This is a genomic window from Streptomyces sp. NPDC001868 (genome assembly GCF_040297125.1).
In the GTDB taxonomy this organism is placed as follows: domain Bacteria; phylum Actinomycetota; class Actinomycetes; order Streptomycetales; family Streptomycetaceae; genus Streptomyces.
This window is the reverse complement of the sequence record NZ_JBEOYO010000075.1, coordinates 12,624-38,720: the sequence shown is the minus strand read 5'-3', so window position 1 is coordinate 38,720 and position 26,097 is coordinate 12,624. Positions and strand designations below refer to the sequence as shown.

Here is a 26,097-nt window from a genome sequence, read left to right as displayed (position 1 = left end):
TTCAGCGAGAGGCCGACGGAAGCGTGCGCCTCGTCCACCGGTTCGCCGAGACCGTGGCCGAGCGCCCAGGGGTGCCCGCGCCGCTCACTCGCATGTCGGCCCATGAAGCCCTACGGCTTGCGCGCCACCGCCCCGTACCCGGGGATGACGCCGTCGTCCTGGCCGGGGACGGGCTCGCCGAGTTCGGGGTGCCAGTGGTGGGGCACCTCGACGCCGGGGTCGACCAGTTCGAGGCCGCCGAAGAAGCGTGCGAACTCCTCGCGGGAGCGCAGGGCCAGGGTGACGCCCGCGGCCTTGAGCTTCTCCGTGGCCGCCTTCGACTCCTCCGGGGTGAAGTCGGCGGTGGCGTGGGTGACGATCAGATAGCTGCCGGAGGGCAGTTCGGACATCAGCCACTGGACCAAGGCGTGCGCGCCGTCCTCGTCGGAGACGAAGTGCAGCAGCGCGATCAGCGAGAGCGCGACGGGCCGGCTGAAGTCCAGGACCTTCCTGGCGCCCTCCATGACGGCGTGCGGGTCGCGCACGTCGGCCTGCAGGTACTCCGTGCGCCCCTCCGGCGTACCGCGCAGCAGGGCCGCCGCGTGGGCCAGCACGATGGGGTCGTTGTCGCAGTAGACGACGCCCGACTCGGGGGCGACGCCCTGGGCGATCTGGTGCAGGTTCGGCTCGGTCGGGATGCCGGTGCCGACGTCGAGGAACTGTCGTACGCCGTTCTCGGCCAGCCAGCGGGTGGTGCGGTGCATGAAGGCACGGTTGACCCGCGCCATCACCGGCACCCGGGGGTCGAGGGCCAACATCTGCTTGCCCATGGCCTCGTCGACGGGGTAATTGTCCTTGCCGCCGAGGTACCAGTCGTACATCCGTGCGGGATGAGGTCTGCTCGTGTCGATCTCGACGGGGGGACGCCCGCTCATGACGAACTCCATAAGAATGAATATCTGCGGCAGTGACTGATCAACTCAGGGCCAACATAGGGAGATTGACTGAACAACAGGGAGTGCACAACAAGCCTCAGGAGAGGAGGAAGTCGGCCACCCCCGCCTTGGCGCCCTGGATGAAGGCGTTCATCTCGTCGGGGGTGTAGATCAGCGCCGGTCCGTCGGGGTCGGTGGACTGCCGTACGGCGATCCGGCCGTCGGCGAGCTTCATGGCCTCCAGGCAGTTGCCGCCGTTGCCTCCGCTCCAGGGCTTGTGCCAGCCCTCGCTGCCCAGTTCCCTGGCGGGCATGCCGTTGTAGACGCGTGGGTGCGACTGCGTGCGCGTGCGCGACTGCGCCTTAATGAGTTCCATTCGGTGTCTTCAGAGCTCCTTGCGGAGATCCCGGAGGATCCCCTTCGTGCGTTGTGCCGTGGCGGCCTGCGCCGCCATGCGGTCCATGACCTCGAGGTGGGTCGCCACCTCGGAGCGGTCGTCCAGGTAGACGGCGCCGGTCAGGTACTCGCTGTAGACCATGTCCGGGAGTTCGGACATGGCGAAACGGAACAGGACGAACGGCCCGTACGTGCCGGGGTGCGGTCCTGTGTCGAACGTGGCGACCTGGAGCGTCACATGGGCCAGCTCCATGACCTCCAGCAGTCGGTCGATCTGGGCGCGCATGACCGCCGGTCCCCCGACGGAGCGGCGCAGGGCGGTCTCGTCCATCACGAACCACAACCGGGGCGCACCCTCACGGGTGAGCAGTTCCTGCCGTTGCATGCGCAGGGCGACATGGCGCTCGATGTCCTCGGGCTTGGTCTGGCCGATGGCGCCCGAGGTCATGACGGAGCGCACATAGTCCTCGGTCTGCAGCAGTCCGGGGACGAAATGGGGGTCGTAGCTGCGGATCAGGCCGGCCGCGCCCTCCAGGCTGACGTACATGGAGAACCAGCCCGGCAGGATGTCGTGGTAGCGCTGCCACCAGCCGGGTTTGTTGGCCTCCTCGGCGAGCCGGACGAAGGTCTCGGCCTCCTCGTCGCCGACCCCGTACGCCTTCAGCAGGAGCTGGAGGTACGGAATCTTGAGGGCGACCTCGGCCATCTCCATACGGCGGACCGTGGCGGCGGCGACGTGCAGGATGCGCCCGGCGTCCTCGCGCCGGATGCCCGCGCGCTCACGCAGATCCAGCAGACGCCGACCGAGAACGACCTGGCCGACCGTCGGCGCGGACCGCGGCTCGCTCATCTCGCCCCTCTCTTCTCCGACTTCTCCGAACCTGCGCCGAACTGCGCCGACCTGCGTCGATTCCCGGTATGACCGGTCCCGACAGCCCGGCGGCGCCGTTCGGAGGCCTCACTCACCACACAGGTTTCGTGTACACAAACGAACACTGTGTGTGCATACGAACGTTGTGCGAGGGATTTCCAACTGGCGCCGCTACACGTGCTGTTGCGTGCAGTGTGCCATGACCGTTCAGAGAGTCATACGGCACTCTGCAATTTTCAGAGTGACACTTGCCAAGTGTTCACGGCGGGGCGATAGTGGCAAGCGTGATTCCGCCCCCTGCGCCGTTAGGAACAGACGCCGCCGGAGACCGTGTCGGTCCCGGTCCGGCCGCCGGGGCGCGCCCCGAGACAATCGCCGAGCGCCGGTTTCGATTCGAGCTTGCCGCGCACCCGGGTGCCGTGGCCCAGGCCCGGCGTGTGACCCGTACCCAGCTCACCGGCTGGGCCCTCTGCGAGGACACCTGCGACACGGCCGCGCTGGTCGTGTCCGAGCTGGTGACCAACGCGATCGTGCACACCGCGAGCACCCAGATCGTCTGCGAGCTGCACGACGGCGACGAGCTGGTGCGCATAGCGGTACGGGACGAGGGCTGCGCCCCCGGTGAGCCGCACCCCTCGCCGCAGCGGCCCGAGGAGGAACACGGGAGAGGACTGCTCCTCATAGAGTCCCTGTGCCGCTCCTGGGGCGCCCAGCCGGTCGGCCTGGGGCTCCTGGTGTGGGCGGACGTGCCCCGTGGACTGCTCACCGGCACGCTCACGCCCGAGACGGTCACGGAAATGACCACAGGCGCGGAAATGACCACAGGCGCCGCGGCGGGCGGCAGTACGGGCTCGGGCCGGCGTACGGACACGGCGGCCCGGTCCGATCTGGGCTGGGGTGCGAAGAAGCCGCCCACCGACGGTCGTGACGGCGAGGCGGAGGCGTTCCGTCTGTCGGGGATCGAGACCCGCTGGGCTCCCGACGGCCGCGCCGCGGCCGGGCGCCACGCGGGTGCGGAATGTCGTACGGAAGTCGAGATCCGGCCGGAAGTCGAACGGCGGACGGGGGCCGAATGGGTGTGAGCGCGTCGATCGGTCCCGCTGGGCCCCCCGGTGGGGGCAGAGTGGCGCGCGTGGTGAGCCTCGACACCCTGACCCGACTGCGCCGCGCCCAGCGTCCCGCGGCGACGCCCCGCCCCATCCCCCTGCCCGACGGCATGACCGCGCCCATGGGCTGCGACGCGGTGGCCGCGCCGGCCCGCCTCGGGCCGATGGTCCTGCCCCGGCTGCCCCGTGTGGGCTGCGTCTACGCCGACCGGGCGCACTGGTGGTGGCTCGTACCGGCCGACTCCGACTACGCCCTGGAGTGGCCGGCGCCGGTGCGCTACACCACCGGAGCGCTGATCTGCGACGGTGCGGACGTTCCCGGGCTGATCCTCAGACCGGAGGGGGCCATTCCCTACACCCCGCCGATACCGCTGTATCTGGCGCTGTGCCGCGCCACGGGGACCACGCCGTCCTGGTCTCGGACGATGACCGCGTAGAGCTCCGCCGGTTGGGGGGGGCGTTCTCGGCAGGGGCTGCGCCCCCGCGTGCCCGCCTGGTTCGGGGGCGTCCCCGTTCGGTCGCGAGTGCGGGTGTGTGGGGGCTTGTCGCGCAGTTCCCCGCGCCCCTGGGGGTGAAGGAAGGTGCCTTCGGCCCTTCCTTCACCTCCCTGTCGCGCCCCCGCGTACTTCCTCCTGTCTCTTCGCGCCCCGCGTGCAACGGGGAGCCAGGGTTGTCGTCGGTGTGCGCCCTGGTCGGAGGCGAGGGGCGCCGGAATAGTGGCCTGTCGGCGACGACTCGGGAGGCCGTGGGTGGGGAAGGCACGTGACGGAGGCAAGCCGGAGACGTCGGAGTCGGAGCGCAAGCCCGAGACGTCGGAGTCGGAGCTGCTGCTGTTCGGGGGGCCGCTGCGGTACGACATGGGCTGGTCGCAGCATGCCAACGCGTTTCTGGAGCTGAACTTCCGCGCGATGGTGCGGCGGCTGCCGTCGCTGCTCGCGTCGAGCTTCCGGCTGGCCTGGCAGGCGGACCGGTGGGCCGCGCGGACCGTACTGGCGGCCGAGACGGGCCGCGGCCTCGCCCAGGCGGTGAGCCTGCTCGCGGTGAACAGCGTCCTGGGCCGGCTGATGGCGGACGGCACGGTCGAGGAGCGGCTACGGGGAGCCGCCCCCGCGCTCGTCACCATCGCCGCCGTGATGCTGGTGTCCACCCTGCTGAGGGCCGCGTCGACCTACGCCACGGGCCGGCTGGAGCCGAAGGTGGAGCGCGTCGCGACCGAGCTGTATCTGGAGCGGGCGGCGGCCGTGGAGCTGTCCGCGATCGAGGACGACGGCTTCCACAAGCTGCTGGACACCGCGAAGTACGGCGCCCAGTCGGCCCGCCGGATGATCAGCTACTCGGCGCGCGTCGTGAACGCGCTGATCTCGCTGGTCGCGGCGGCCGGTGTGCTGACCGTGCTGCACCCGGCGCTCCTCCCGCTGCTCGTCACGATGACCCTGCCGAGCGCCTGGAGCGCCCTGACGATCGCCCGGCGCCGCTACACGTCCTTCCACGCCTGGGTGCAGCACGAGCGCGCGGGCTATCTGATCGGCTCCCTGCTGATCGAGCCGGAGGCGGCCCCGGAGATCCGGGTGCACGGCGTCGGCCCGTTCCTGCTGCGCCACTTCCGCTCCATGTCGGAGACCGCGGAGGCCGAGCAGGCCCGCCTGGCCCGCCTCGCGGCCCGTACGGGCCTGTACGCGGCCGTGTGGACGGGGCTGGCCACCGTGTCGACGTACGCGACGCTGGGCGGTCTGCTGCTCGCCGGCGCCATGGCGCTGTCCGTGGCCGGTACGGCGGTCATCGCGATCCGCACGGGGTCGGCGAGCCTCGACACGCTGGTCCTGGAAGTGAACTCCCTGCACGAGGAGGCGCTCTTCGTGGGCGACATGCAGCGCCTGTACGTGGAGGCCGCCAAGCGCGCGATCCCGGAGGGCGGTGATCCGCTGCCCGAGGACACCCGGGAGATCCGGGTGGAGAACGTGACCTTCACCTACCCGGGCAAGGCGACCCGGCCCGCGCTCAGCGATGTCACCCTGACCGTGCCGCTGGGCAAGATCGTGGCGCTCGTCGGCGAGAACGGTTCGGGCAAGACGACCCTGGTCAAGCTGCTGGCCGGGCTGTACGCACCCGACCAGGGCAAGATCATGTGGGACGGCGTGGACGCGGCGGGCGCCGACCGGCGACAGCTCGCCGAGCGCATCGCGATGGTCGCGCAGGACTTCAAGCGATGGCCCTTCACGGCCCGCGTGAACATGGCGATCGGCCGGCCCTCGGCGCCGCTGACGGAGGAGCGGCTCGCCACGTCCATCGCGCAGGCCGGGGCGCAGGACGTGATGGACGACCTGCCGCGCGGCCTCGACACGCTTCTGGGCAGGGGCTTCAGCGGTGGGCACGAGCTGTCGGGCGGGCAGTGGCAGCGCCTGGGGATCGCGCGGGCCGCGTACCGGCGCGGGCGCATCCTGATCGTGGACGAGCCGACGGCGGCCCTGGACGCCCGCGCCGAGCTGGAGGTCTTCGAGAAGATCCGCGCCCTGGCGGGCACCGGTCAGACGGTCGTCCTGATCACCCACCGGCTGGCGTCGGTCCGGCACGCCGACCTCGTGCACGTCCTCGACCAGGGCCGTCTTGTGGAGTCCGGCACCCCGGACGAGCTGCTGGCCACCGGCGGGGTGTACGCGGAGCTGTACGCGCTCCAGGCCGAGCAGTTCACCGCGAAGGCACCCGCGGCGAAGGTGCCGGCGGGGCAGGCCCCGGCGGCGAAGGTACCGGCCCCGAAGGCGGGGTGAGGTCAGGCCGACGCGGTGGCGGCGGTGTCGGCGCCGCGCACGATGACCAGGAACATGTCGGTCGCGATGTCCATCACGACCTCGGCCTGCTGCCCTTCGAGGCGGGCCGCCTGCGCCAGTTCCTCCGCCGGCCACGAGCCGCGCGGCCCACCGGCGGGGAAGCGCCCCAGCACCGTTCGCCCGTTCACCCTGCACCTCCATGTCGCGCTGTACCCGTGGCCCGGAACCCGTGGCTGGGCAGCTTGTAGATTTAAACGCCAACCATGGGGTGAACGGCTCGCGAAGTGACGGTACTGAGACGTAGTTGACACGAGGTCAACGGCGGAGCGTGAGGTACCTCTCAGAAACCACACATTCCGGTGACTCCACGTGCCGACGCTTGCACTATTTGTCACTCCTCGTGGTCCCGAGCCCCGCCAGGCCCTGCCCCTCCGGGCCTCGCGCCCGTACGACGAGTACCAGGGAACCGTCCGTCCCATGCGCGACCCGGTCGGAAAATGCCCGGAGCGGTCACTCGGGCGGCTTGTCGTAGTCCTGGATGCGGCCGCCGTGGCCGCGGTCGGTGAGTGCGGCCAGGCGGCCCGTCAGTTCCTGTACGGTCGCGGGCACGTCGACGGTGAGCAGTTCGCGGTCGCGCATGAGGACACGGCCGTCGACGATCGTGGTGCGTACGTCGGCGGAGCGGGCGCTGTGCACGAGGGTGGCGGCGAGGTCGTGCACCGGCTGGGTGTGCGGGCCGGTGAGGTCGACGAGGACGATGTCGGCGCGCCGGCCGGGGGCGAGGCTGCCGATCCGCTCCCCCAGTCCGACGGCCCGGGCGCTCTGCAGGGTGGCGTGGTGCAGGGCCTGGCGGGAGGTCAGCCAACGCGGGTCGCCCTCGGTGGACTTCTGCACCAGCGCGGTGAGGGCCATGGCCTCCCATACGTCGAGGGAGTTGTTGGAGGCGGCCCCGTCCGTGGCGAGCCCGACGGGGACGCCGATGCGGCGCAGGGCGCGTACCGGGGTCGTGGGCCAGGCGAACTTGAGATAGCCGCGCGGTGCGGTGGCGACGGCCACCGGCCCGGTCGCCCGCTCCAGGACCGGCAGGTCTCGCTCGACGATGCCGGTGCCGTGCGCGATGAGCACGCCCGCGTCGACGCCGAGCAGCCCGGTGCGTTCCAGGACCTCGATGGGCGTGACGCCGTGCCGGGCGAGGCTGTTGTCGGTCTGGTCGCGGCTCTCCGAGGCGTGCAGATGGACGGGGAGGCCGTGCTCGCGGGCGAGTTCGGCGGTCACGGCGAGGTCGGCGTCCTCGACGGTGTAGGGGGCGTGCGGGGCGAGCGTGGTGGTGATACGACCGCCGGCCGTGCCCCGGTGCCGTAGCGCGAACTCCAGGGATCTCTCCCGGCCTTGGGGTCCCTGCGAGGAGAAGAAGGCCTCGCCCAGGTGCGCGCGCATCCCGGTCTCCTCGACCACGGCGGCGACCGTGTCCATCGAGAAGTAGTGGTCGGCGAAGCAGGTCACCCCGGCCCGGATCATCTCCGCGCAGGCCAGCCGGGCCCCCAACTCCACGTCCTTCGCCGTCAGGTTGGACTCGACGGGCCAGATGACGTCGTTGAACCACTCCTCCGCCGGCATGTCCTCGGCGAGGCCGCGCAGCGCCACCATCGGGGCGTGCGTATGGCAGTTGATCAGCCCCGGCATCGCGACCTGGCCGCGCGCGTCGATCCGTTCGGCGGTGGCCACGGGGGCGGTCTCCTCCGCGGGCCCGATGCTCGCGATCACCCCCTCCCGTACGACGATCGCGGCGTCCTCGACGAAGGCGATCCCCTCGTGCTCGTCGTGGACGAGGGCGGTGCAGCCGGTGATGACGAGGTCGGCGGGAGCCGGCGACGAGGTCGAGGAGGAGCCGGAGGAAGGGGAGGAGGGGGATGGGGACGGAGGCGTCGTCATGTCGTCACGGTACGGCTGGGGCGTGCCCGGGAGGGGCGGGAATCGGGCATCCGGTGGGTGGGTGCGTGGGTGGGGCGGTGGGGATCCGGTCGCGTGGGCCGCGCACGACCGGACCGGTGCGCGGGCTCACCGCGCGGGGCTCACCGCGCGGGCTCACGACGCGGGCTCACGCGCTCAGGCCCTGCCTCGGCGACAGGTCGGCCACGTCCGGGGCGTCGGGGAGGCTGATGCCCGCGTGCCTCTGGTGTCGGGCGAGTTCGTCGAGGAGGTCGGTGAGCCGTTCGGTGTGGTGGCGGCTGAGCCGCCCGGTGTCGTCGAGGTGCACGGCGCAGGCGGTGGTGGTGTCGACCAGCCGTTCGAGGATGGCGGCGACCTCGTCGGTGCCCTCGGTGTGCCGGGCCAGGGACGGCAGTTCGGCGCCGGAGAGGGTGATCGCGGCGCGGGCCTGGGCGAGCGTGCGGTAGGCCTCGCGGCGCAGGGTCCAGCGGGCGGCCCGCTCGTCGGCCTCGCCCGGCAGGGCGGCCCCGACGGACACGGTGACGCCGTTGGCGGTGGACGCACCGCTCGACGGGGACGCACCGCTCGACGGAGACGTCCCGCTCACTCCGGAGCCATAGCCGGAGCCGGAACCAGCGCCGGAGCCAGCGCCGGAGCCGACGCCTGCGCCCGGCGCGCGCGACTCGTCGAGGACGTGCGCGAGGTAGGCGTGCGCCGCCGCCCCCGCTTCGGTGAGCCGGGCGCGTACGCCCCCTCCGCGCTGTCCCTTCGGCATCGGCAGATGGCCGACGATCAGGACGATGGCGCAGGCCAGGAGTGTTTCGGCGATACGGCTCCAGGAGGCCTGGGGGTCGCCGCCGACCATGACGAGGGCGAGGACCAGGAGGGTGACGACGGCGGTCTGAGCGGCGAAGTGCCTGGTGGCGACGGGTATCAGTGCCCCGCTGACCGCGACGAGCGCGATGAGCCCTTCCGGCCGGGGCAGTACGGCGGCGAACCCGGCGAAGAGCACCGCGCCGAGCACGGTTCCCGCGGCCCGGCACAGCACCCGGGACACCAGCGGCCCCAGGTCGGGCTTGACCAGGAAGACGGCGGTCGCGGGCAGCCAGTACCAGTGCTCGTGGTGCAGCACCTGTGCCACGGCCGCGCTGGCCCCGAAGGACAGGGCGACCCGCAGCCCGTACTCGCGTCCGCCGGAGCCGAGGCCGAGCCGTACGAGCGATCCGAGGGTACGGCGGCGGGTGTGCAGGTCGTGGGGGTCGCCGCCGCGGTCGAAGGCCTCGGCGGCGCGCAGGAGCGCGTCGTCCAGGGCGCGCAGCGCGGGCGCGGAGCGGGAGGGCGCGGGCAGCGGGCCGGTGGCGGTGTTGCCGCGCACGGCGGCGGCGAGCCTGCGGGGTCCTTCGGAGGCGCGGCCGACGACGGCGTCCCCGGCCCAGGCGAGCGCGGTGGCCGCCTCGGCGAGGGGCAGCGCGGCGGCGTACTGGGCGTGCAGCCGACGTTCGGACGACGAGCTGGCGTAGCGGCGCAGCCGGGGTCCGGCGAGCGCGTCCTGGGCATGGTCGAGGGCGGCGGTCAGCGCGGCCCGCCGGGTGGTCGCGTCCGGGGTGCCGACGGCGTCCAGCAACGCCGCGATCGCGTCGTAGACGGCGGCGACGGCGTCCCGCTCCCCGTCGAAGCGGTAGTCACCGGCGGTGAGGACCGCGGGCGTGGGCAGGGCGAGGCGCAGGACGAGCAGCCATCCGGCGCCGACGAGGTAGGCGAGCGCCCGCTGCCAGCCCGGTTCCGGCAACGGCATCCCGGCCCCGATGGCGGCGGCGACCAGCAGTTGCGTGCCCGCTCCGGACGAGACGGGCCCGACCGCGCTCATACCGCCGGCGAGCAGTCCGAGCGCGGTGAGCATCAGGGTGAGGACGACGGCGCCGGCGTACTGGCCGGTGTACGTCCCGGCGAGCAGTCCCACGGCCCCGGCGAGCGCGGGCACTCCGAGCCGCTGCACGGCGACGCGTCGGCTGCCCGGCCGGTCGTTGATGCCGGCGAGCATGGCGCCGAGCGCGGCGACGACCCCGATGGAGGGCCGCCCCAGCAGCACGGCCACGAGCAGCAGCGGTCCACTGGCCAACGCCCCTCGCAGCACCGCGTTCCAGGGCACCGGTCCCCGTTGGGCACGCAGGGCATGGGCGAGCCAGGGAGGAAGGGTCAGGGCGGCGGGGCGGGTCACGGGGCTCCTGTCGTCGGGTGAGGGCGGGGTGTGCCTTCGGGCGACGGTGGCCGGGGCGTCGGGGGTGTCGGCGGCGGCGGTCGGCGCGCCGGCGGACGGCATGTTCGGACTGACGGCATCAGTCACGTGGGTTGCTTGTGCTCTCCACCGTAGGTTCCCGAACTGGAGGATATGGAACGCTCGTATTGCCGCGATGTGACGATTCCCGCAGATGCCATGTTCTTTATGAACGCAATCGCGGTGCGCTCGCGCAGGCCGTGGGAAAGCTCGCGCAGGCCATGGGAAAAGGTGGGCCCGAGGGCGTAGCCGGCCCCCGGGCCCTGTTATGCCGCCCATTGGGCACGCCGCCACGGTAGAGAACCCAGGTCAGTCGTCATGTCGCCGCGTCCTGCCTTTGGACCACCGCGCATCGAGCTGCGCGGGCTGGACTTGAACCAGCACTTCGACGTCCCGGGGCCTGGGCCCGGTCGTTGCGACGATCGGCGGCGAATACTGAGTCTGGAGCAATAGTCTGAGATTGATCACGGCCCGTCCCTGAATTCCTGGGCGGGTACGGACCGCTCCGTCACGACAAGCCTCAGCTTCAGCTTGCGCTCCTCGCGCACCCCGTCCGGCGTCAAGGCCGGCCGGGGAATCCATGAGACTACCCGAACTATCCGAACAGGTAGCCGAACACGGCGTCACCGACCCGCTGGTCGACGACATCCACGCCGTTCGCTTCCTCCCGCGCGAACTTCACGGCCTGCTGCAACTTCTCGACGCGGTCGAGGACTTCGTTCACGCGCCGGGCGGGCAGGGCTCCGGAGAACTTCACGGTGGTCCAGTAACCGACCGGAATGTCCTCGTAGTACACCTCCACCTGCGCGGGGTGCTTGTCGGTCGCCTCGGCCTTCACGTGGTTGCGCGGCACCTTCTTCGTCCGCACGGTCCGTACGGCCTCGGTCTTCCAGGCGTCGGTGGACGGGTCCTGCGTCCACGCCTCGGAGGCGTCGAGCACGGGCAGCTTCCGCACCAGTGTGTTGATCTCCCCGAGCTGCTTCTCCAGGAAGAGCAGATAGGCCACCGGGACGTCGGCGACGAGCACCCGTCCCTCGACCTTCACGTCCGCCCGCGCCGTGCAGTTGGCCCAGTCCTTGGTGGCGGTCACATCGAACAGCCGCGTGAGAATCCCCGCGGTCTCCCGCAGCACGTCCTCCGCCTGCACCTGCACCCGGGTCGACTCGGGCGGCAGTTGCTCGCCCTCCTCGTCCTTGGGCTGATAGGTACGCGCGATTCCGGCCAGCAGCGCCGGCTTCTGCAGCCCATGATGAGCGGCCGTCAGGTCCTGATGCGACTTGGCCTTGACGCCCTTCTCCACTGCGATGATCTGATTGAGTTTCGCCACGCGAGAGACGGTAACAGCGGGAGTGCGATCTCCTCGAACGGTTTTCCGCAAGGCCTCAGGAATACGGCGTGAGGAACGGCATGAGGAATACGGCCTCGGTTCGCCGACAGAACGGAATTGCTCTCAACTGCCCATTCGACGACGTCCGGATCCCCGGTAGTGGATGTGCGCGCCGTGTGCCCCGTGAGCCCCCACGATTGCCTGCGCTCCGGCGCGTTCCGGTGCGCCGTGACTGGCCGGGCTCGGGGCGGGAAGGGTGCGTCCGCCGGGGTGGTCCGGACTGCGGTCGGCCGTGGCGCGGCCGATGCTGGTGTTGGTGGGTGCCGGCCGAGGGAGCCGACGTGGTGGTCGCCGACATCCGTGACACCGAAGGAGCGAAGCTGGCGGCGGAACTCGGCGGCCGGGCGCGCTATCTGAACCTGGACGTCAGCAGCGAGGACGGCTGGCAGCGGGCGGTGGCCGAGGTGGAACGGGACCTGGGCCCGGTCTCGGTGCTGGTGAACAACGCGGGGATCGCCGAGTGGGGATCGATGGAGGACCAGTCCCTCGCGTCGTTCCGCAGGGTCATCGACGTCAACCTCCAGGGCCCGTGGCTGGGCATGCGCGCGGTGGCGCCCTCGCTGCGCCGGGCCGGTGGCGGGGTGATCGTGAACATCTCCTCCCTCGCCGGGCTGACCTCCTACGCGGGCATCGGCTCGTACGCGGCCGGCAAGTGGGGGCTGCGCGGGCTGACGAAGACCGCCGCGCTGGAGCTGGCTCCCGACGGGGTCCGGGTCTGCTCCGTCCACCCCGGCGCCATCCGCACCCCGATGACGGCCGGCTTCGGCGACTCCTACACCTCCGGCCAGCCCATTCCCCGGTTCGGCGAGCCGGAGGAGGTCGCCCGCATGGTGCTCTTCATCGTCGCCGACGCCACGTTCTCGACGGGCGCCGAGTTCGTCCTGGACGGCGGCATCCTCGCCGGCCAGCCCACCGTCGTGACCTCGGACGACTGACCCGGCCGCGGACGTCCGCGCCCTCCGGTCCAGCAGGCCGAGGCCTTCTCCCCCTTCGGCTCGGCCGATTGTCAGTGGCGTGCGCTTCAATGAATGAGTCGTCACAGAGAGTGACGATCGGGACGTGTTCCGGGTGTGCTGCTGCGCGCCTGGAGCCGGTGTGCCCGGGAGTACGGGGGAGGTCGTGCGATGGGTGGCTACGAGGAGGACGGGCAGCGGTATGTGTCATTGGCCGGGCTGCGGGCCCGTGGATGGACCGGCGGCATGGTGCACCGGCTGCTCGGGGCCGCGGACCGGCTCGGGGTGAACCCTCGGTTCAGGGATGCGCCGAGGGTCCGGCTGTACCGGCTGGAGCGGGTCGAGGCGGCCGAGCGCAGCGCGGAGTTCGGGGTGGTGGCGGAGTCCTCGGGGCGCAGGTCGGACGCGGTACGGGCCGCGATGCGCAGGCGGCGGGAGGAGATCGTGGAGCGGATCAGGAACGAACCGATCGACGTACCCCACCTGGATCCGGGGAAGCTGGCGCTACGGGCGGTGGAGCACCGGGCGAGGAGGGAAGCGGAGTGGGGCCGGACCGAGGGACGGGACCGGGCCGAGGGACGGGACCGGGCCGAGGGACGGGACCGGGCTGCGGAGCGGGGCCGGACTGGGGCCGGCGGAGCCATCGTGGACGGTCCCGTCGACCCAGTCGGTCCCGTCGACCCCGCTGCCCCCGTCGACCCCGTCGACCCCGTCGACCCCGTCGACCGTTCCTCGCTCGACCCGTGGAAGGTCGACTATCTACGCCACCGCCTCAGCCACTACGGCCAGTTCCTGGACGCGTGGCCCGGCCACGGGCGGGGTTCCGGGCGGGCGGAGGCCGTGACGCTGTTGCGGGAGCGGATCTGCGCGGCCATCGCGGAGGCATACCCACCCCTTGCACAGGAGTGCGAAAGGCAAGCGCGTGATCAAGGAGTTGGTCCCCCTCGCCGGTGAAACGGGGGGCCGGGAAGGCATCGGCACCGGGCGGCCGGGGCCCTCGTGTCCTTAACCTCCGGCATATGCGAACACGAAACGACCAAGCCCAGCGTGTGCACGCCCGCCTGTCGTCCTGCACCGTTCTGCGCCCGGCCGCCGGGCCCGCCGAGGACCGCCGGTTCGCGCGCTGGGACCTCGCCTCGCTCGCCGAGGGCGCCCTCGGCGAGTGCGTCGACCCCGACTCGCTCACGGCCACACGGGAACGGGAGTTACGGATCCGGCTGGGATCGCACGGGCGGACCCACGGCGACGACGAGTACCGAAGGAGGTATTGGATCAGGGAACCGGAGAACCCGAACAACACGGACAACCCAGAGAACCCGGAGAACCCGGACGGTCGCGGGGGCGGCCGGCGTCGCACCCCGCCGGGCATCGTCGGTACGGTCGCCGTCGACACCTGGCCCCTCGGCGCGGGCGCGCTGCTGGTCACCTCGCTCTACGTCCACCCGGTCGCCCGGCGGCGCGGACTGGCCACCGCCGTGCTGGACACGGTGTACGAGGCGTGCCGTGCGGAAGGCCTGCACGGGTTCCGTCTCGACACCTACTGGACCTGGCAGAAGTCCGTCCGCCACTACCTCAACCGGGGCCTGTGGGTCACCTCGTGGAAGCACGCCCTGGGGTTCGCCCGCCTCTCGTACCTGCCTCGGTACGAGGTCCGGGCATCCGGGGACGCGGCGGATCTGACCTTCTCGGCGGCGGTCGGGGGCGACGCACTGGTACCACTGCTCGTCGCGGGCAGCGAGGGCGGACGGCTACGGCTGCGGGAGACCGAGGAGGACGTACGGCCGGCGGACGAGCGGGATGCCGTACGGCTGCGGTTCTACGCGCGGTCAACGCTGGCCCTGCATCTGGCGGTGCGGGGGCGCCCGTTGGTGCGAGGGGAGGAGGAATGGGCCGGAGCGGAACGGTGGTGCGACATCGGGGAGCCGGAGGGGCTCGCCTATCAGATCGGGGTCTTCGAACGGGTGGCGCGGGAGGAGGGGTGGCGGGTGGACAGTCCGTACGGCGCCGCTGTGCCGTGGCCGGCGACGATGGGGTAGCGGTGCGGCTCGGCAGCGGCGGCGCCCGGAATTCGGGTGCGGTCGCGGCGGAGAATCCGCATGATCGACAGGTTGTCCTCGACCGGGAGCAGTCATGATTCAGCGCACCACCGTCCCCACCCTCTTCTCACCGCCCGTCTACTCGCACGCGTCCGTCGTCGAGGCCGGGACGAGGCTCGCCTTCCTCGCCGGTTCCGTTCCGCTGGACGCCGACGGGAAGCTCGTCGGGGAGGGGGATCCGGTACGGCAGGCCGAGCAGGTGCTGGCGAACCTCGGAGAGCAACTGCGGGCGGTGGGCAGCGACTTCGAGCATGTCGCCTACACCGATGTGTACGTCGTGAGCAGCGAGCCGGCGGTTCTCTCCGCGGTCTGGGAGGTCGTCGAGGCGTCCGGCCTCAGCAGCGGCCCCCACTCCTCGACCCTCCTCGGCGTGTCCTGCCTCGGCTACACGGGCCAGCTGGTGGAGATCACGGCGACGGCGGTGGTGCCATAGCCCTGTGACCCGGTAGCCCCGTAACCCCAGCCCCATAAGGGGCGCGGGGAACCGCGCGGCCGGCCGTCCACAACCCGCAGCCGCCCGCATCCCCAAGGAGGCACCCCCTACCGCGCCCCGTCCCCCACTCACCACACCCCGCGAACCCTCGGCTCACCCCATCCCCGACCCCCAGCTCCTCCTCTTCGGCAGCGGCTTCGCGAAGCTCCCCGCCCGGCTGGTGGCCAGCCCCAACCCCACCAGCGACTCGGCGAGCTTCACGGCCGCCCCGACCCCGTCGACGACCGGCACCCCGAGCTTCTCCCCCACCGTCCGCTGCAGCCCCGTCATCCCGGCGCACCCGAGGACCAGCACCTCGGCCCCGGCGTCGCGGGCCCGTTGTCCGGCCGCGAGGAAGGCCCGGGTGGTGCGGTCGGCGTCGGCGAGGTCGAGGACGCCGAGCCCGGTGCCGACGATCGCCGCGCAGTTGCGGCCCACACCGGCGGTGTCCAGACTGTCCTCGATCTGCCCGCACGAGCGTTCGAGCGTGGTGATGACGCCGTAGCGCCGCCCGAGCAGACAGGCGAGATGGGCGGCGGCCTCGGTGATGTCGACGACGGGCACGTCGACCAGTTCGCGCGCGCCCTCGCGCCCGTGCTCGCCGAAGCCGGCCATGACGACGGCGTCGTACGGTTCCTCGTAGGTCCGCAGGGTGTCGAGGACGGCGGCGGCGGAGAGATAGCTGTCGAGCCAGCCCTCCGCGGACTCGGGACCCCAGGCCGGGGTCAGTCCGGTCACGGAGGTGCCCGGGCCTGCGGCGGCCCGGGCACCTCGTACGATCTCCTCGGTCATCGACTGCGTCGTGTTGCAGTTGGTGACGACGATGCGCACGCTCAGCCCTCCACGGCCGCGGCCGAACCGGACGAACCCGCCCCGGAGGAAACCGATCCGGAGGAACCGGAGGGAGCCGAACCGGAGGCCCGCTCGTCCCGGCACAGCACCGCGTACAGCCCGGCGGCCAGCGCCGTGCCGATGAACCAGGAGTACGGGGCGACCTCGCTGAACGTCGTCACCAGGGCGAGGACCGCCGAGACCCCGGCGGCCGGCAGGAACGCCCACAGGGCCTTGGGGTTGACTCCCTTGCGGTAGTAGTAGCGGGAGCCGGGCTCGGCGTTGAAGAGTTCGTCGACGTCGATACGGCCGCGCTTGACCCAGAAGTAGTCGAGCATGATCACACCGAACAGCGGGCCGAGGAAGGCACCCAGACCGCCCAGGAAGTACTGGACGACGGTGGGGTTGGAGAAGAGGTTCCACGGGGTCACGACCAGCGCCGCGACCGTGCTGATCATGCCGCCGACCTTGAAGGTGATCTTCTGCGGCCAGACGTTGGCGAGGTCGTACGCCGGTGAGACGAAGTTGGCGACGATGTTGACGCCCATGGTGGCGATGGCGAAGGTCAGGGCGCCCAGGACGAGGATCCAGGTGTTGCCGATCTCGGCGACGAGGTGGGCCGGGTCGGTGATCGCCTTGCCGAAGACCTCGATCGAGCCCGCCGTGACGATGACGGACACCACCACGAAGGCGGTCGAGTTGATCGGCAGGCCCCAGAAGTTGCCCCGCTTGACCGTGCGGTAGTCCGGCGCGAAGCGGGAGAAGTCGCAGAAGTTGAGCATCAGGGTGCCGTAGGTGGCGAGGACCAGCCCGATCGCGCCGAACCACTGCCTCCACTGCTCGCCGACGGAGACCGGGTTCGGCGTCGAGGTGAGGGAGATGGTCCAGCCGGCCTTGGCGAGGATCCAGACGGCCAGCGCGATCATGACCAGCCAGATCGCCGGACCGCAGAAGTCCTGGAACTTGCGGACCGACTCCATGCCCTGGCTGATGATCACCGCCTGGATGAGCCAGAGCGCGACGAAGGTGACCCAGCCGAGCTGGTGCAGGCCGAGGAAGGAGTTGTGGGTCCAGGACTCCAGGCCCGGCCAGGCGGCCAGCAGCATGATGTTGACCGCGACGGAGGCCAGATAGGTCTGGATGCCGTACCACATGATGGCGATCACGGCCCGGATGATGGCCGGGATGTTGGCGCCCCAGACCCCGAAGCTGATGCGGCTGACGACGGGGAAGGGCACGCCGTGGCGCTGCCCGATCTTCCCCATCCAGTTCATCCCGATGTAGATGATCACGAAGCCGACGAGCAGCGAGGTGAAGACCTGCCAGACGTTCATGCCGAGGACGAGCAGGCCCGCGGCGAACGTGTAGTTGCCGAGGTTGTGGACGTCGGACATCCACAGGGCGAAGAGGTCGAAGACCTTCCAGTTCCGCTTTCCGGCGGGGGCGAGGTCTTCGTTGGTGAGGCGGGGGTCGGGGACGAACGCCGTGGTACCGGTGGCTTCGACACTGTCGGCGAGTGACACGGGGCCTCCAGGAGCGAGAGGAGACGAGGTAGGTGGTGGGGACGGGTGCGGGACCGGTGTGGGGGATCGGGCGAGCACCGCGCGACTGTTTGGTATACCAAACTGCGCACATAGTCCTACCGTCAACCGTTCGGACCGATGTCGCTGTCGTTAACGCCCCGTAAAACACCCCCGGAGTCGGCGAAGATTGCCCCATGAGCTCCCTGGCTCCGGAAGGAGCGAAGATCGAACCCCTCGGCGCGGTGCGCGAACGCGTGCTGGGCACGCTGCGGCAGGACATCATCGCGGGGCGCCTCCGCCCGGGCGATCGGCTCGTGGAACGGGAGCTGGCCGACCGTTTCGGGGTCTCCCGGGTCCCGGTCCGCGAGGCGATCCGCGCGCTGGTCGCCGAGGGCTTCGTCCACTTCGAGACCCCGCGCCGCACGGTCGTCCGCCGTCTCACCCCGGCGGACGTCACGGAACTGTTCGAACTGCGCGAGGCGCTGGAGGTGTACGCCGCCGGGCTCGCCGCCTCCCGCGCCACCCCGGAGTCACTCGCGGAGCTGTCGGCCCTGCTCGACCGGGCGGCGGAGGCGACCCGCGCCGGGGACGCCGAGACGATCACCGACATCAACACCCGTTTTCACGACCGCGTCCTCGCCATGGCCGGCAACAGCCTGCTCATCTCGGTCATGGAGCCGGTCGACGGCCGTCTGCGCTGGCTGACCCGCCAGAACACCGAGTGGCCCCAACTCCTCACCGAACACCGCGAGTTGTACGACGCCATCGCCTCCGGCGACCCCGAACGCGCCCGCGCGCACGCCCTCACCCACGTCCGGACCAACTACCGGTCGACCGTGCGGCACCTGTTCGGCGAGGACGCCGACACCGGCGAGGACGCCGAGGACACCGGCATCAGCGCTCACGGCGCATCGTGAGCCAGCGCGCCGTAAGCCGATGCGCCGTAAACCGGTGCACCGCGAGCCCGGTGCACCGCGAGCCCCGGCGCCCTCGCGCCCCCAGCCCTTGACCCTCAGCGCTTGGCGTACTTGTCCGTCGCCGCCACCAGCGCCTCCGCCATGTCCGGCGCGCCCGCGTCGTGGCCCACGTCGTCGATGAGGATCAACTCGCTGCCGGGCCAGGCCTGGTGGAGGCGCCAGACGATGCCGAGGAGGTTGCCGGGGTCGAGGCTGCCCTGGACGAGGGTGCCCGGGATGCCCTTGAGCAGCGGCGCGTCGCGCAGGACCACGCCGTCGCCGCCCCCGTCGAGGAAGTGGCCGTTGCCCCAGTAGTGGGTGACGGTGCGGGCGAAGCCGTAACGGAACTCCGGGTCCTCGTAGCGCGGCACGGAGCGGGGCGGCAGCGCGGCGATGGCTGTCTCCCAGTCGGTCCAGGCCCGTGCCGCCCGCGCCCGCACCGCCTCGTCGGGCGACTCGATCAGCCGGTTGTACGCGGCCGGCAGGTTCCCGTCCCGCTCGTCCTCGGGCAGCTCGGCCAGGAACCGTTCGAAGGCCTCCGGGAAGAACTGTCCGAGTCCCCTGGTCAGCAGGGCGACTTCGGCGTCGGAACCGGTGGCGACCCCCGTGAGGACCAGCTCCGTCACGGCCTCCGGATGCGTCTGCGCGTACCGCAGCCCCAGCGCCGACCCCCACGACACGCCCCACACCAGCCACCGCCCGATCCCCAGATGCCGCCGCAGCAGCTCCAGGTCGGCGATCAGATGTGCCGTCGTGTTGACGCTCATATCGGTCTCGTACGCGCTCGCCGGCGGCGTCGAACGCCCGCAGCCTCGCTGGTCGAGCAGCACGATCCGGTACGCCTCGGGGTCGAAGAGCCGCGGGAACCAGGCGTTGGCCCGGGATCCCGGCCCGCCGTGCAGCACGACCGCGGGCTTGCCCCGCGGATTCCCGCAGACCTCCCAGTAGACGTGGTTGCCGTCCCCGACGTCGAGCATGCCGTGGTCGTACGGTTCGATCTCCGGGTGGATGGGCATTGCGCGACCCTAACCGGCGTACGGCGGCGTCGGCAGCCGGTTTTCCGCCGGACCCGACCACCCCGGCCCGCCCCCGTCTCCGCCTCGGCTACGAGGTGACGCCCAGCCCCGCGGACTTCGCCGCCGTAGAAAGGACTTCGCGCAGCATCGCGGGGGTCAGTCGGCCGGTGAAGGTGTTGCGCTGGCTCACATGGAAGCAGCCGAAGAGGTCGAGCCCGTCGAGCGGTACGTGGGTGCCGTGGCCGAAGGCGGGTCGCGGCCGGGGGACGTCCCAGCCGGCCTCGGTGAGCGCGGGCAGCGCGGCCTGCCAGCCGAAGGCCCCCAGCACGATCACGGCCCGCAGCGTCGGCCGCAGCAGCTCCAGCTCCCTGACCAGCCACGGCCGACAGGTGTTCCGCTCCTCGGGCGTCGGCTTGTTGGCGGGCGGCGCGCAGTGCACGGGTGAGGTGATCCGTACGCCGTACAGCTCCAGTCCGTCGTCGGCGGCGACCGCCGTGCCCCGCGAGGCCAGGCCCACGTCGTGCAGCGCCGCGTACAGCACATCGCCCGAGCGGTCGCCGGTGAACATCCGCCCCGTCCGGTTCGCCCCGTGCGCGGCGGGCGCGAGGCCTACGATCAGCAGCGCGGCGTCGGGAGGTCCGAAGCCCGGCACCGGCCGCCCCCAGTACTCCTGGTCGGCGAACGCGGCCCGCTTGGTGCGCGCCACCTCTTCCCGCCACTCGACCAGCCGGGGGCAGGCCCGGCACCCGGTGATCCGCGCGTCGAGCGCGTCGAGCCCGGTGCCCCCACCGCCGGTACCCCCGCCGAAGCTCTCGCCGTCACCACCGCTGCCGCCGCCCATGTCTCCACGGTACGTCCGGTGATCGCCGCCCCCGGGCGGCCGACGGGGGAGCTAAGGTCGAGGCATGGCTTCTGAAGGTACGGAGGAGCGGACGAGCGGTCCGGACACCACGAACCGGGGCTCCGACGGGTCGGCGGCGGCGTCCGCCGAGGCCGCCCGCCCGGCGAGCGGCGAGACCGTGCGCGTCGACAGCTGGATCTGGTCCGTCCGTCTGGTCAAGACCCGCTCGATGGGCGCCACCGCCTGCCGGGGCGGCCACGTCCGCGTCAACGGCGAGCGCGTCAAGCCCGCCTACGCGCTGCGCGTCGGCGACGAGGTCCGGCTGCGGCAGGCCGGGGGCCACGAGCGGATCGTCGTCGTCAAGCGACTGATCCGCAAGCGGGTCGGGGCGCCCGTCGCCGCCGAGTGCTTCGTCGACAACTCCCCGCCGCCCCCGCCCCGCGAGGCCGTCGCCCCCGCGGGCATCCGCGACCGAGGCACCGGCCGCCCCACCAAACGCGACCGCCGGGACCTGGAACGCCTCCGAGGTCTGGCCGAGGCCGCGAACGCCGAGCGCCACCGCCGCCCTACCTAGGCCACCTGCCACCGCGGGCACCCCCGGCACCATGCCCCCCGCCATGGGTGTCGCCGAAGGGCCTCCCGGTGGTCACCGGGAGGCCCTTCGGCGACGCCCACGCGCGTGAGCACGGCGGCAACGCTCACGCCTCCCGTCGTACGAGCTTCGTCAGCCCGGTCACGTCCTGGCGCCGCACCCAGGCGATCAGGGCGAGCGGAACGATCAGGATGAGCGGTGTCGCCGCGTACTCCCCGTCGAAGGCGGTGATCTGCGTGATGAACGCACCCACCATCAGCGCGCCCAGCGACGCCGCCGCGACCGAGGCCAGCGCGGGGATCAACAGCCCGATGGCACCCGCCAGTTCGAGCGCGCCGATGGTGTACATCCCCGCGCTGCCCCAGCCGAGCGTGTCGAAGGACTCCACGGCCGACGGGTGCGCGATCAGCTTGGGCAGCGCGCTCGCGAACGCGTAGAACAACGCGAGCACGATCTGCAGCGCCCGCAGCGAGATCCGTGCGCCCCTGCCGCGCGCGGTGCCCTTCGTGCCGGAGGCGGACGCGGCGGGCGAGGAGGCGGCGGACGACGCGACGCGGGTGGCGGGAGTGGTGGTGTCGGACATGGGGTCTCCTGTGTGAAGCGGTTCCGTAGTGCTGTCACAGAGGTAGACCGGACCACTCCCCCGAACTCATCGCCGTCCGACGGTATTTCACGCGTTCATTTCGCCGGCACCGCCTTCACCCAGATCCGGTCCTCCGTCAGATACCGGTCCACCTTCAGCCCCGCCTCCTCCAACGCGTCCTCGAACTCTTCCTTGGTCAGCGGTCGCACCCGGAAGGTGTGGGTCCACTCGCCGTCCGGGAAGAGGTACTCCACGAACACCGAGTGGATCCCGTCCCCGACCGGTTCGGTCGACACCACGCGGACGGTGAAGCCTCGGGGGTCTACCCGCTCCCGGGGCACGTTCGTGTGGTAGTCCTCCCCCTCGCGCTGGATCAGCACGAAGCCGTCGTCCGCGACATGCCGCAGACAGGCCGCGAGCATCCCGCGCCGCACCTCGGGATCCCCGGTGTGGACGAGGAACGACGCGAGCAGCACCACGTCGAACTTCTCGCCCAGGTCGAGCCCCTCGATCGGAGCGCATATCGTGCGGGCCCCGCGCACCCGCTCCAGCATCTCCGCCGACTCGTCGACGGCCGTGACGGTGAACCCCCGCTCGATCAGGGCGTGGGTCATGCGGCCCACCCCGCTGCCCAGTTCGAGAATGCGCGCGCCCACGGGCGCGACGCCCGCGATCACCTCCGGCTCGTCCCCCAACGGCAGCCGCGTGTACACCTCGACCGCGCAGCCGTCCGGGGTGATCGCGCCGGATCCGGTCCCCTCGTATCCCTCACGCATCTGAATGCCCATATCCGTCCAACGGCCGGGCGAACATGGTGCGTTCCTGTCACCAGTCACTCGATGGGGTGAACATGTGTGCCCCGAACCGATCACGCCGATCACGCCGATCACGCGAGCCACCCCAACCGGACCAACCGGGCCGACCGGGCCGACCGGACCGACCGGACCGACCGGACCGACCGCAGCTCACCAGGCGAACCACCCATGCCCGCTGTACCAGTGCCCGCCCGCCCGCAGATGATCGGCCACGGCCCGTTCGAGGCTCGTCCGGCGCGGCAGTGTCTCCACCGGCAGGTCCGGGTCCCCGAACACGAAACGGATCGGCAGGTCGTCCTCGGGTTCGCCGGTACCGCAGGTGGCCCGGAAGCGCTCCTGGAACCGGACGATGTTGGAGTCCGCCGGCAGATACCGCTTCAGCTGCGGGTCGAGGAGCCAGGAGTGGCAGCAGCCCGCCGTGTAGCGCTCCGCCGGGAAGTGCCGTGCGAAGAAGTCGTGGGCCGCCGCCAGCGACCGGTCGCACGCTTCCGGCGTCAGGGGGCCCGCGTAGTCGGGTATGTGCAGGTCGAGGCAGGGTTCTCCGGGCCGCAGCGTCAGGCCGGCCGCCGCCAGCGCCACGCCCTCCCGTCCGCCCACCCGGGACCGCTGGTACTGCAGCCGGCCGAGCTGGAACAGCTCCCCGTGGAAGTGCAGCGAGAACCAGGTCGGCGCCATCAGCCCGCCCACGCCGAACCGCCGGCGGTGCAGCACCAGGCCCCGGCCGAGGTCCGCGAGGGTCCGCCGGGAGATGTCGTCGGGGATGCCGCGCTCGCGGTGGTACGCGCGCACGTACGGCAGGGCCGCGACGAAGACGTACACAGGGAAGTAGCGGGCGAGCGGGCCCGACTCCAGGGGGAGCGGCAGGAGCCTCAGCCCCTTGCCGATCTTCCCCATGTCCCGCACGAGGCCCTCGACGCAGCGCCCGAGCAGCCAGGTCGCGCCCTCGTCGGCCGCCAGCGTACGGCGCAGCGCGACCAGGTCGTTGATGTCCTCGTACGGCACGGCGAGGTCGACCAGCGCATCCGGCAGCTCGTCGGCGTCCGGCAGCCGATCCTCCGCGCCGGGGGCGCTCTCGCTCTCCTCCAGGCCCTTCAGCCAGTCGGCGAGCCTCTCGTCCGCCCGCACCGCGTCCAGCAGCACCATCGCCTCCCCGCCCCAGTCACCGGTCCTCTGGAGAACGTACGAGGCGGAGAGTACGTTTCCGAGTAGAAGCAGGAGAACGCCGGGGAGAACGAGAAGGGGGACGGGAAGGCGAGGAGGAGCGGCGATCCGATGCGTACCGGCAGTGAACCCACGACAGCGCGCAGTCCCCTACGGATGCGGCTCTGGCTGAGCGTGTGGGGTCTGATCTGGGCGATCGCCGGAACAGCGGCCTTCGCCGTGGTCGGCCGGCCGGGCTGGGCCGCCGCCTGCGGGGTGCTGTGGCTGATCGTCACCGTCGATCTGGCGGTGGTCCTGCGCCACATCCGCCAGGGCCCGCACTACCAGCCGGGCCGGGACATCCCGCCGTACCAGCCGCCGAGGCACGGCCACACCTGAGCGGGCCCGGCCGTCAGGGGCGGTCAGGAGCTGTCAGGAATCGAACCGTGCCGCTTCCAGGTACTCCGGGTTCGGGTCCAGGGCCGCAGCGAGCCGGAAGTGGCGTTTGGCCTGGTCGTCGCGTGCCTGGCGCTGATAGGTGCGGGCGAGGGCGAAGTGCGCGAACGCGTTGTCCGGCTCGCGCTCCAGGACGATCGTGAACTCCAGCTCGGCGGGCCGCAGTTGGGCCGCCGCGAAGAAGGCACGGGCGCGCAGCAGGCGGGCCGCCGTGTTCTCGGGGTGCTCGGCTATGACTCGGTCGAGCAGCTTGACCGCGCCCCGCGGGTCCCGCGCGGCGAGCAGTTGCTCGGCGGCGCGGAAGTCGATGACATGCGTCTCCGGGGTACGTCCGGTGGAACCGCTGGTCTCGGGCACGGCTGAGTCCTTCCCTTGCTGGGACGGTTCAACGCCCCCTGAGACCCCGCTATTCCTGTGAGTGTTCGGACCGCTCCCGGGTCGTGTGGGCCCGATGTGCGAGGTCGGCCCACACGTCCCGCACCCTCCGCCGGAGGTCTTCCAGGGGCACGTCGTTGTCGATGACGATGTCCGCGATGGCCAGGCGCTGATCGCGGGTCGCCTGGGCGGCCATGCGCGCGCGGGCGTCCTCCTCGGTCATGCCGCGCAGGCGTACGAGACGGTCGAGCTGGGTCTCGGGGGGCGTGTCCACGACGACCACCAGGTCGTACAGCGGGGCCAGGCCGTTCTCGGTGAGCAGGGGGACGTCGTGGATGACGACGGAGTCCTCGGCGGTGCCGTTCTCCAGCTCTCTGGAGCGGGCGCCCACCAGGGGGTGCACGATCGCGTTCAGCGCGGCGAGCTTCTCCGGGTCGGCGAACACGATGGAGCCCAGCTTGGGCCGGTCCAGGCCGCCGTCCGGCGTGAGCACGTCCGCGCCGAAGGTCTCGACGACCGCCGCGAGCCCGGGTGTGCCCGGGGCGACGACCTCGCGCGCGATGCGGTCCGCGTCGATCAGTACGGCACCGCACTCCACGAGCAGCCGTGACACCTCGCTCTTGCCGGCGCCGATACCGCCGGTGAGACCAACTTTCAGCATGCCCGGCAGCTTAGGCCCTGCCACTGACACGGCCACAGGGCCCACCGGCGGATCCCAGTCCCCCAGATCCCGGTCCTCCAGATCCCGGTCCCCCGGAACCCGGTCCCCCGGAACCCAGTCCCTCGGATCCCGGTCCTCCGGAACCCAGTCCCTCGGATCCCGGTCCTCCGGATCTCAGCCCTCGCCCTCCCGCTCCGCCAGGAACTTCTCGAACTCGCGCCCGATCTCGTCCGCGGACGGGATGTCGACGGGCTCGGCGAGCATGTTGCCCCGTGTCTCGGCGCCCGCGGCCGCGTCGTACTGGTGCTCAAGGCCCTGCACGAGCGCGACGAGCTCCTCGTCGCCCTCCCGGATCTGCCGGTCGATCTCCGTCTGCGTACGGTGCGCCTCCGTGCGCAGGGCGTGCGCGACGGAGGGCAGGACCAGACCGGTGGCCGCCGTGACGGCCTCCAGGACGGTCAGAGCGGCGTCCGGGTAGGGAGAGCGGGCGATGTAGTGCGGCACGTGCGCGGCGACGCCCAGCACGTCGTGGCCGGCCTCCATGAGGCGGTACTCGACGAGGGCCTCGGCGCTGCCGGGTACCTGGGCCTCCTCGAAGGGGCTGCGGTGGCCGGGGACCAGTTCGGCGCGGTTGCCGTGCGGGGTGAGGCCGACCGGGCGGGTGTGCGGCACGCCCATGGGGATGCCGTGGAAGTTCACCGAGAGACGCACACCGAGCCGCTCCACGATCTGCTGGACGGCGGCCGCGAAGCGCTCCCACTCCACGTCCGGCTCGGGGCCCGACAGCAGCAGGAAGGGCGCTCCGGTGGCGTCCTGGACGAGCCGTACGTCGAGCGTCGGCTCCTCGTAGTCGGTCCAGCGGTCGCGCTTGAACGTCAGCAGCGGGCGGCGCGCACGGTAGTCCACGAGCCGGTCGTGGTCGAAGCGGGCCACCACCTGGTGGGGCAGTGAGCCGAGGAGTCGTTCGACGATCTGGTCGCCCGCCTCACCCGCGTCGATGTATCCGTCGAAGTGGTAGAGCATGACAAGTCCCGCCGATTCCTGGGCGAGCGCCATGTCGACGACGGCCAGGCCCTTCGGCTCCCATGCGTACAAACCCTGCGGATCAAGCACTGTGACCGCTCCTCCTCGTGTTCCTCCTCCA

27 protein-coding genes are annotated in these 26,097 nt (G+C 71.6%); 10 read left to right on the top strand and 17 right to left on the bottom strand.

Annotated elements, in window-relative coordinates:
• Positions 1 to 110: 110 nt before the first annotated feature.
• The 3 genes from ABT147_RS43280 to ABT147_RS43270 form a co-directional block, all read right to left on the bottom strand.
• Positions 111 to 926 (bottom strand): SAM-dependent methyltransferase, encoded by an 816-nt coding sequence (locus ABT147_RS43280; RefSeq protein ID WP_502983266.1) that lies wholly within the window; start codon positions 924 to 926, stop codon positions 111 to 113.
• A gap of 85 nt (positions 927 to 1,011) precedes the next feature.
• Positions 1,012 to 1,290 carry a DUF397 domain-containing protein gene (locus ABT147_RS43275; protein WP_351417153.1) on the bottom strand — a complete coding sequence of 93 codons (279 nt, stop codon included), beginning with the start codon at positions 1,288 to 1,290 and terminating at the stop codon, positions 1,012 to 1,014.
• 9 nt (positions 1,291 to 1,299) lie between these two features.
• Positions 1,300 to 2,160, bottom strand: a complete 861-nt coding sequence (locus ABT147_RS43270) for a Sco1979 family transcriptional regulator (protein WP_351417152.1) — start codon at positions 2,158 to 2,160, stop codon at positions 1,300 to 1,302.
• A gap of 458 nt (positions 2,161 to 2,618) precedes the next feature.
• Between ABT147_RS43270 and ABT147_RS43265 the strand changes: the two genes are divergently transcribed.
• The 3 genes from ABT147_RS43265 to ABT147_RS43255 all read left to right on the top strand — a co-directional run bounded on the left by ABT147_RS43265 (position 2,619) and on the right by ABT147_RS43255 (position 6,052).
• Positions 2,619 to 3,263, top strand: a complete 645-nt coding sequence (locus tag ABT147_RS43265; protein ID WP_502983265.1) for an ATP-binding protein — start codon at positions 2,619 to 2,621, stop codon at positions 3,261 to 3,263.
• A complete protein-coding gene (locus ABT147_RS43260; protein WP_351417148.1) occupies positions 3,254 to 3,724 on the top strand; it encodes a hypothetical protein in 471 nt (156 codons plus the stop codon). The genes ABT147_RS43265 and ABT147_RS43260 overlap by 10 nt, the downstream gene beginning before the upstream one ends.
• A gap of 312 nt (positions 3,725 to 4,036) precedes the next feature.
• Positions 4,037 to 6,052 (top strand): ABC transporter ATP-binding protein, encoded by a 2,016-nt coding sequence (locus ABT147_RS43255; RefSeq protein WP_502983264.1) that lies wholly within the window; start codon positions 4,037 to 4,039, stop codon positions 6,050 to 6,052.
• A 2-nt stretch (positions 6,053 to 6,054) separates the two neighbouring features.
• On the opposite strand, the gene ABT147_RS43250 is transcribed toward ABT147_RS43255, so the two are convergent.
• The 4 genes from ABT147_RS43250 to ABT147_RS43235 all read right to left on the bottom strand — a co-directional run bounded on the left by ABT147_RS43250 (position 6,055) and on the right by ABT147_RS43235 (position 11,583).
• The gene (locus tag ABT147_RS43250; RefSeq protein ID WP_351417146.1) at positions 6,055 to 6,240 is read right to left on the bottom strand and encodes a DUF8839 family protein; all 186 of its coding nucleotides are present in this window, start codon (positions 6,238 to 6,240) and stop codon (positions 6,055 to 6,057) included.
• A 322-nt stretch (positions 6,241 to 6,562) separates the two neighbouring features.
• Entirely contained in the window at positions 6,563 to 7,984 is a 1,422-nt protein-coding gene (locus ABT147_RS43245) for an amidohydrolase (protein WP_351417144.1), read from the bottom strand.
• Positions 7,985 to 8,150: 166 nt separating this feature from the next.
• On the bottom strand, positions 8,151 to 10,199 hold the full coding sequence (locus tag ABT147_RS43240) for an FUSC family protein (RefSeq protein ID WP_351417159.1): 2,049 nt from the start codon (positions 10,197 to 10,199) through the stop codon (positions 8,151 to 8,153).
• Between the two features lie 652 nt (positions 10,200 to 10,851).
• Complete coding sequence (locus ABT147_RS43235) at positions 10,852 to 11,583, bottom strand: DUF7873 family protein (RefSeq protein ID WP_351417142.1); 732 nt, start codon at positions 11,581 to 11,583, stop codon at positions 10,852 to 10,854.
• A 320-nt stretch (positions 11,584 to 11,903) separates the two neighbouring features.
• On the opposite strand from ABT147_RS43235, the gene ABT147_RS43230 reads away from it, so the two are divergent.
• The 4 genes from ABT147_RS43230 to ABT147_RS43215 all read left to right on the top strand — a co-directional run bounded on the left by ABT147_RS43230 (position 11,904) and on the right by ABT147_RS43215 (position 15,125).
• Positions 11,904 to 12,578: an SDR family oxidoreductase gene (locus tag ABT147_RS43230; RefSeq protein ID WP_351417140.1), complete on the top strand. Its 675-nt coding sequence runs from the start codon at positions 11,904 to 11,906 to the stop codon at positions 12,576 to 12,578.
• Between the two features lie 189 nt (positions 12,579 to 12,767).
• Positions 12,768 to 13,550 carry a hypothetical protein gene (locus ABT147_RS43225; RefSeq protein WP_351417138.1) on the top strand — a complete coding sequence of 261 codons (783 nt, stop codon included), beginning with the start codon at positions 12,768 to 12,770 and terminating at the stop codon, positions 13,548 to 13,550.
• Positions 13,551 to 13,615: 65 nt separating this feature from the next.
• Complete coding sequence (locus ABT147_RS43220) at positions 13,616 to 14,632, top strand: GNAT family N-acetyltransferase (RefSeq protein ID WP_351417136.1); 1,017 nt, start codon at positions 13,616 to 13,618, stop codon at positions 14,630 to 14,632.
• Positions 14,633 to 14,726: 94 nt separating this feature from the next.
• Entirely contained in the window at positions 14,727 to 15,125 is a 399-nt protein-coding gene (locus tag ABT147_RS43215) for a RidA family protein (RefSeq protein ID WP_351417134.1), read from the top strand.
• Between the two features lie 153 nt (positions 15,126 to 15,278).
• Here ABT147_RS43215 and ABT147_RS43210 read toward each other — a convergent pair whose 3' ends face one another.
• Positions 15,279 to 15,995: an aspartate/glutamate racemase family protein gene (locus tag ABT147_RS43210; protein WP_351417132.1), complete on the bottom strand. Its 717-nt coding sequence runs from the start codon at positions 15,993 to 15,995 to the stop codon at positions 15,279 to 15,281.
• Between the two features lie 2 nt (positions 15,996 to 15,997).
• Positions 15,998 to 17,518 carry an NCS1 family nucleobase:cation symporter-1 gene (locus tag ABT147_RS43205; protein WP_351417130.1) on the bottom strand — a complete coding sequence of 507 codons (1,521 nt, stop codon included), beginning with the start codon at positions 17,516 to 17,518 and terminating at the stop codon, positions 15,998 to 16,000.
• Between the two features lie 194 nt (positions 17,519 to 17,712).
• Here ABT147_RS43205 and ABT147_RS43200 point away from each other — a divergent pair, with 194 nt between their 5' ends.
• Positions 17,713 to 18,435 carry a GntR family transcriptional regulator gene (locus ABT147_RS43200; protein ID WP_351417128.1) on the top strand — a complete coding sequence of 241 codons (723 nt, stop codon included), beginning with the start codon at positions 17,713 to 17,715 and terminating at the stop codon, positions 18,433 to 18,435.
• Between the two features lie 95 nt (positions 18,436 to 18,530).
• Here the strand turns inward: ABT147_RS43200 and pip are convergent, their stop codons facing one another.
• Positions 18,531 to 19,490: a prolyl aminopeptidase gene (gene pip / locus ABT147_RS43195; RefSeq protein WP_351417126.1), complete on the bottom strand. Its 960-nt coding sequence runs from the start codon at positions 19,488 to 19,490 to the stop codon at positions 18,531 to 18,533.
• An 88-nt stretch (positions 19,491 to 19,578) separates the two neighbouring features.
• The gene (locus ABT147_RS43190) at positions 19,579 to 20,331 is read right to left on the bottom strand and encodes a uracil-DNA glycosylase (RefSeq protein WP_351417124.1); all 753 of its coding nucleotides are present in this window, start codon (positions 20,329 to 20,331) and stop codon (positions 19,579 to 19,581) included.
• A gap of 64 nt (positions 20,332 to 20,395) precedes the next feature.
• On the opposite strand from ABT147_RS43190, the gene ABT147_RS43185 reads away from it, so the two are divergent.
• On the top strand, positions 20,396 to 20,905 hold the full coding sequence (locus tag ABT147_RS43185) for an RNA-binding S4 domain-containing protein (protein ID WP_351417122.1): 510 nt from the start codon (positions 20,396 to 20,398) through the stop codon (positions 20,903 to 20,905).
• A gap of 124 nt (positions 20,906 to 21,029) precedes the next feature.
• Here ABT147_RS43185 and ABT147_RS43180 read toward each other — a convergent pair whose 3' ends face one another.
• The 3 genes from ABT147_RS43180 to ABT147_RS43170 all read right to left on the bottom strand — a co-directional run bounded on the left by ABT147_RS43180 (position 21,030) and on the right by ABT147_RS43170 (position 23,461).
• Positions 21,030 to 21,506, bottom strand: coding sequence for a DoxX family protein (locus ABT147_RS43180; protein ID WP_351417120.1), 477 nt, complete (start codon positions 21,504 to 21,506; stop codon positions 21,030 to 21,032).
• Positions 21,507 to 21,601: 95 nt separating this feature from the next.
• On the bottom strand, positions 21,602 to 22,282 hold the full coding sequence (locus ABT147_RS43175) for a class I SAM-dependent methyltransferase (RefSeq protein ID WP_502983263.1): 681 nt from the start codon (positions 22,280 to 22,282) through the stop codon (positions 21,602 to 21,604).
• Between the two features lie 189 nt (positions 22,283 to 22,471).
• Positions 22,472 to 23,461, bottom strand: coding sequence for an acyltransferase domain-containing protein (locus ABT147_RS43170; protein ID WP_351417157.1), 990 nt, complete (start codon positions 23,459 to 23,461; stop codon positions 22,472 to 22,474).
• Positions 23,462 to 23,593: 132 nt separating this feature from the next.
• On the opposite strand from ABT147_RS43170, the gene ABT147_RS43165 reads away from it, so the two are divergent.
• Positions 23,594 to 23,860, top strand: a complete 267-nt coding sequence (locus ABT147_RS43165; RefSeq protein WP_351417116.1) for a DUF6343 family protein — start codon at positions 23,594 to 23,596, stop codon at positions 23,858 to 23,860.
• A 33-nt stretch (positions 23,861 to 23,893) separates the two neighbouring features.
• Here ABT147_RS43165 and ABT147_RS43160 read toward each other — a convergent pair whose 3' ends face one another.
• The 3 genes from ABT147_RS43160 to ABT147_RS43150 form a co-directional block, all read right to left on the bottom strand.
• The gene (locus tag ABT147_RS43160; protein WP_086754783.1) at positions 23,894 to 24,274 is read right to left on the bottom strand and encodes a tetratricopeptide repeat protein; all 381 of its coding nucleotides are present in this window, start codon (positions 24,272 to 24,274) and stop codon (positions 23,894 to 23,896) included.
• A 49-nt stretch (positions 24,275 to 24,323) separates the two neighbouring features.
• Positions 24,324 to 24,953 carry a dephospho-CoA kinase gene (gene coaE / locus ABT147_RS43155; RefSeq protein ID WP_351417114.1) on the bottom strand — a complete coding sequence of 210 codons (630 nt, stop codon included), beginning with the start codon at positions 24,951 to 24,953 and terminating at the stop codon, positions 24,324 to 24,326.
• A 174-nt stretch (positions 24,954 to 25,127) separates the two neighbouring features.
• A complete protein-coding gene (locus ABT147_RS43150; RefSeq protein ID WP_351417112.1) occupies positions 25,128 to 26,066 on the bottom strand; it encodes a PAC2 family protein in 939 nt (312 codons plus the stop codon).
• Positions 26,067 to 26,097 lie beyond the last annotated feature (31 nt).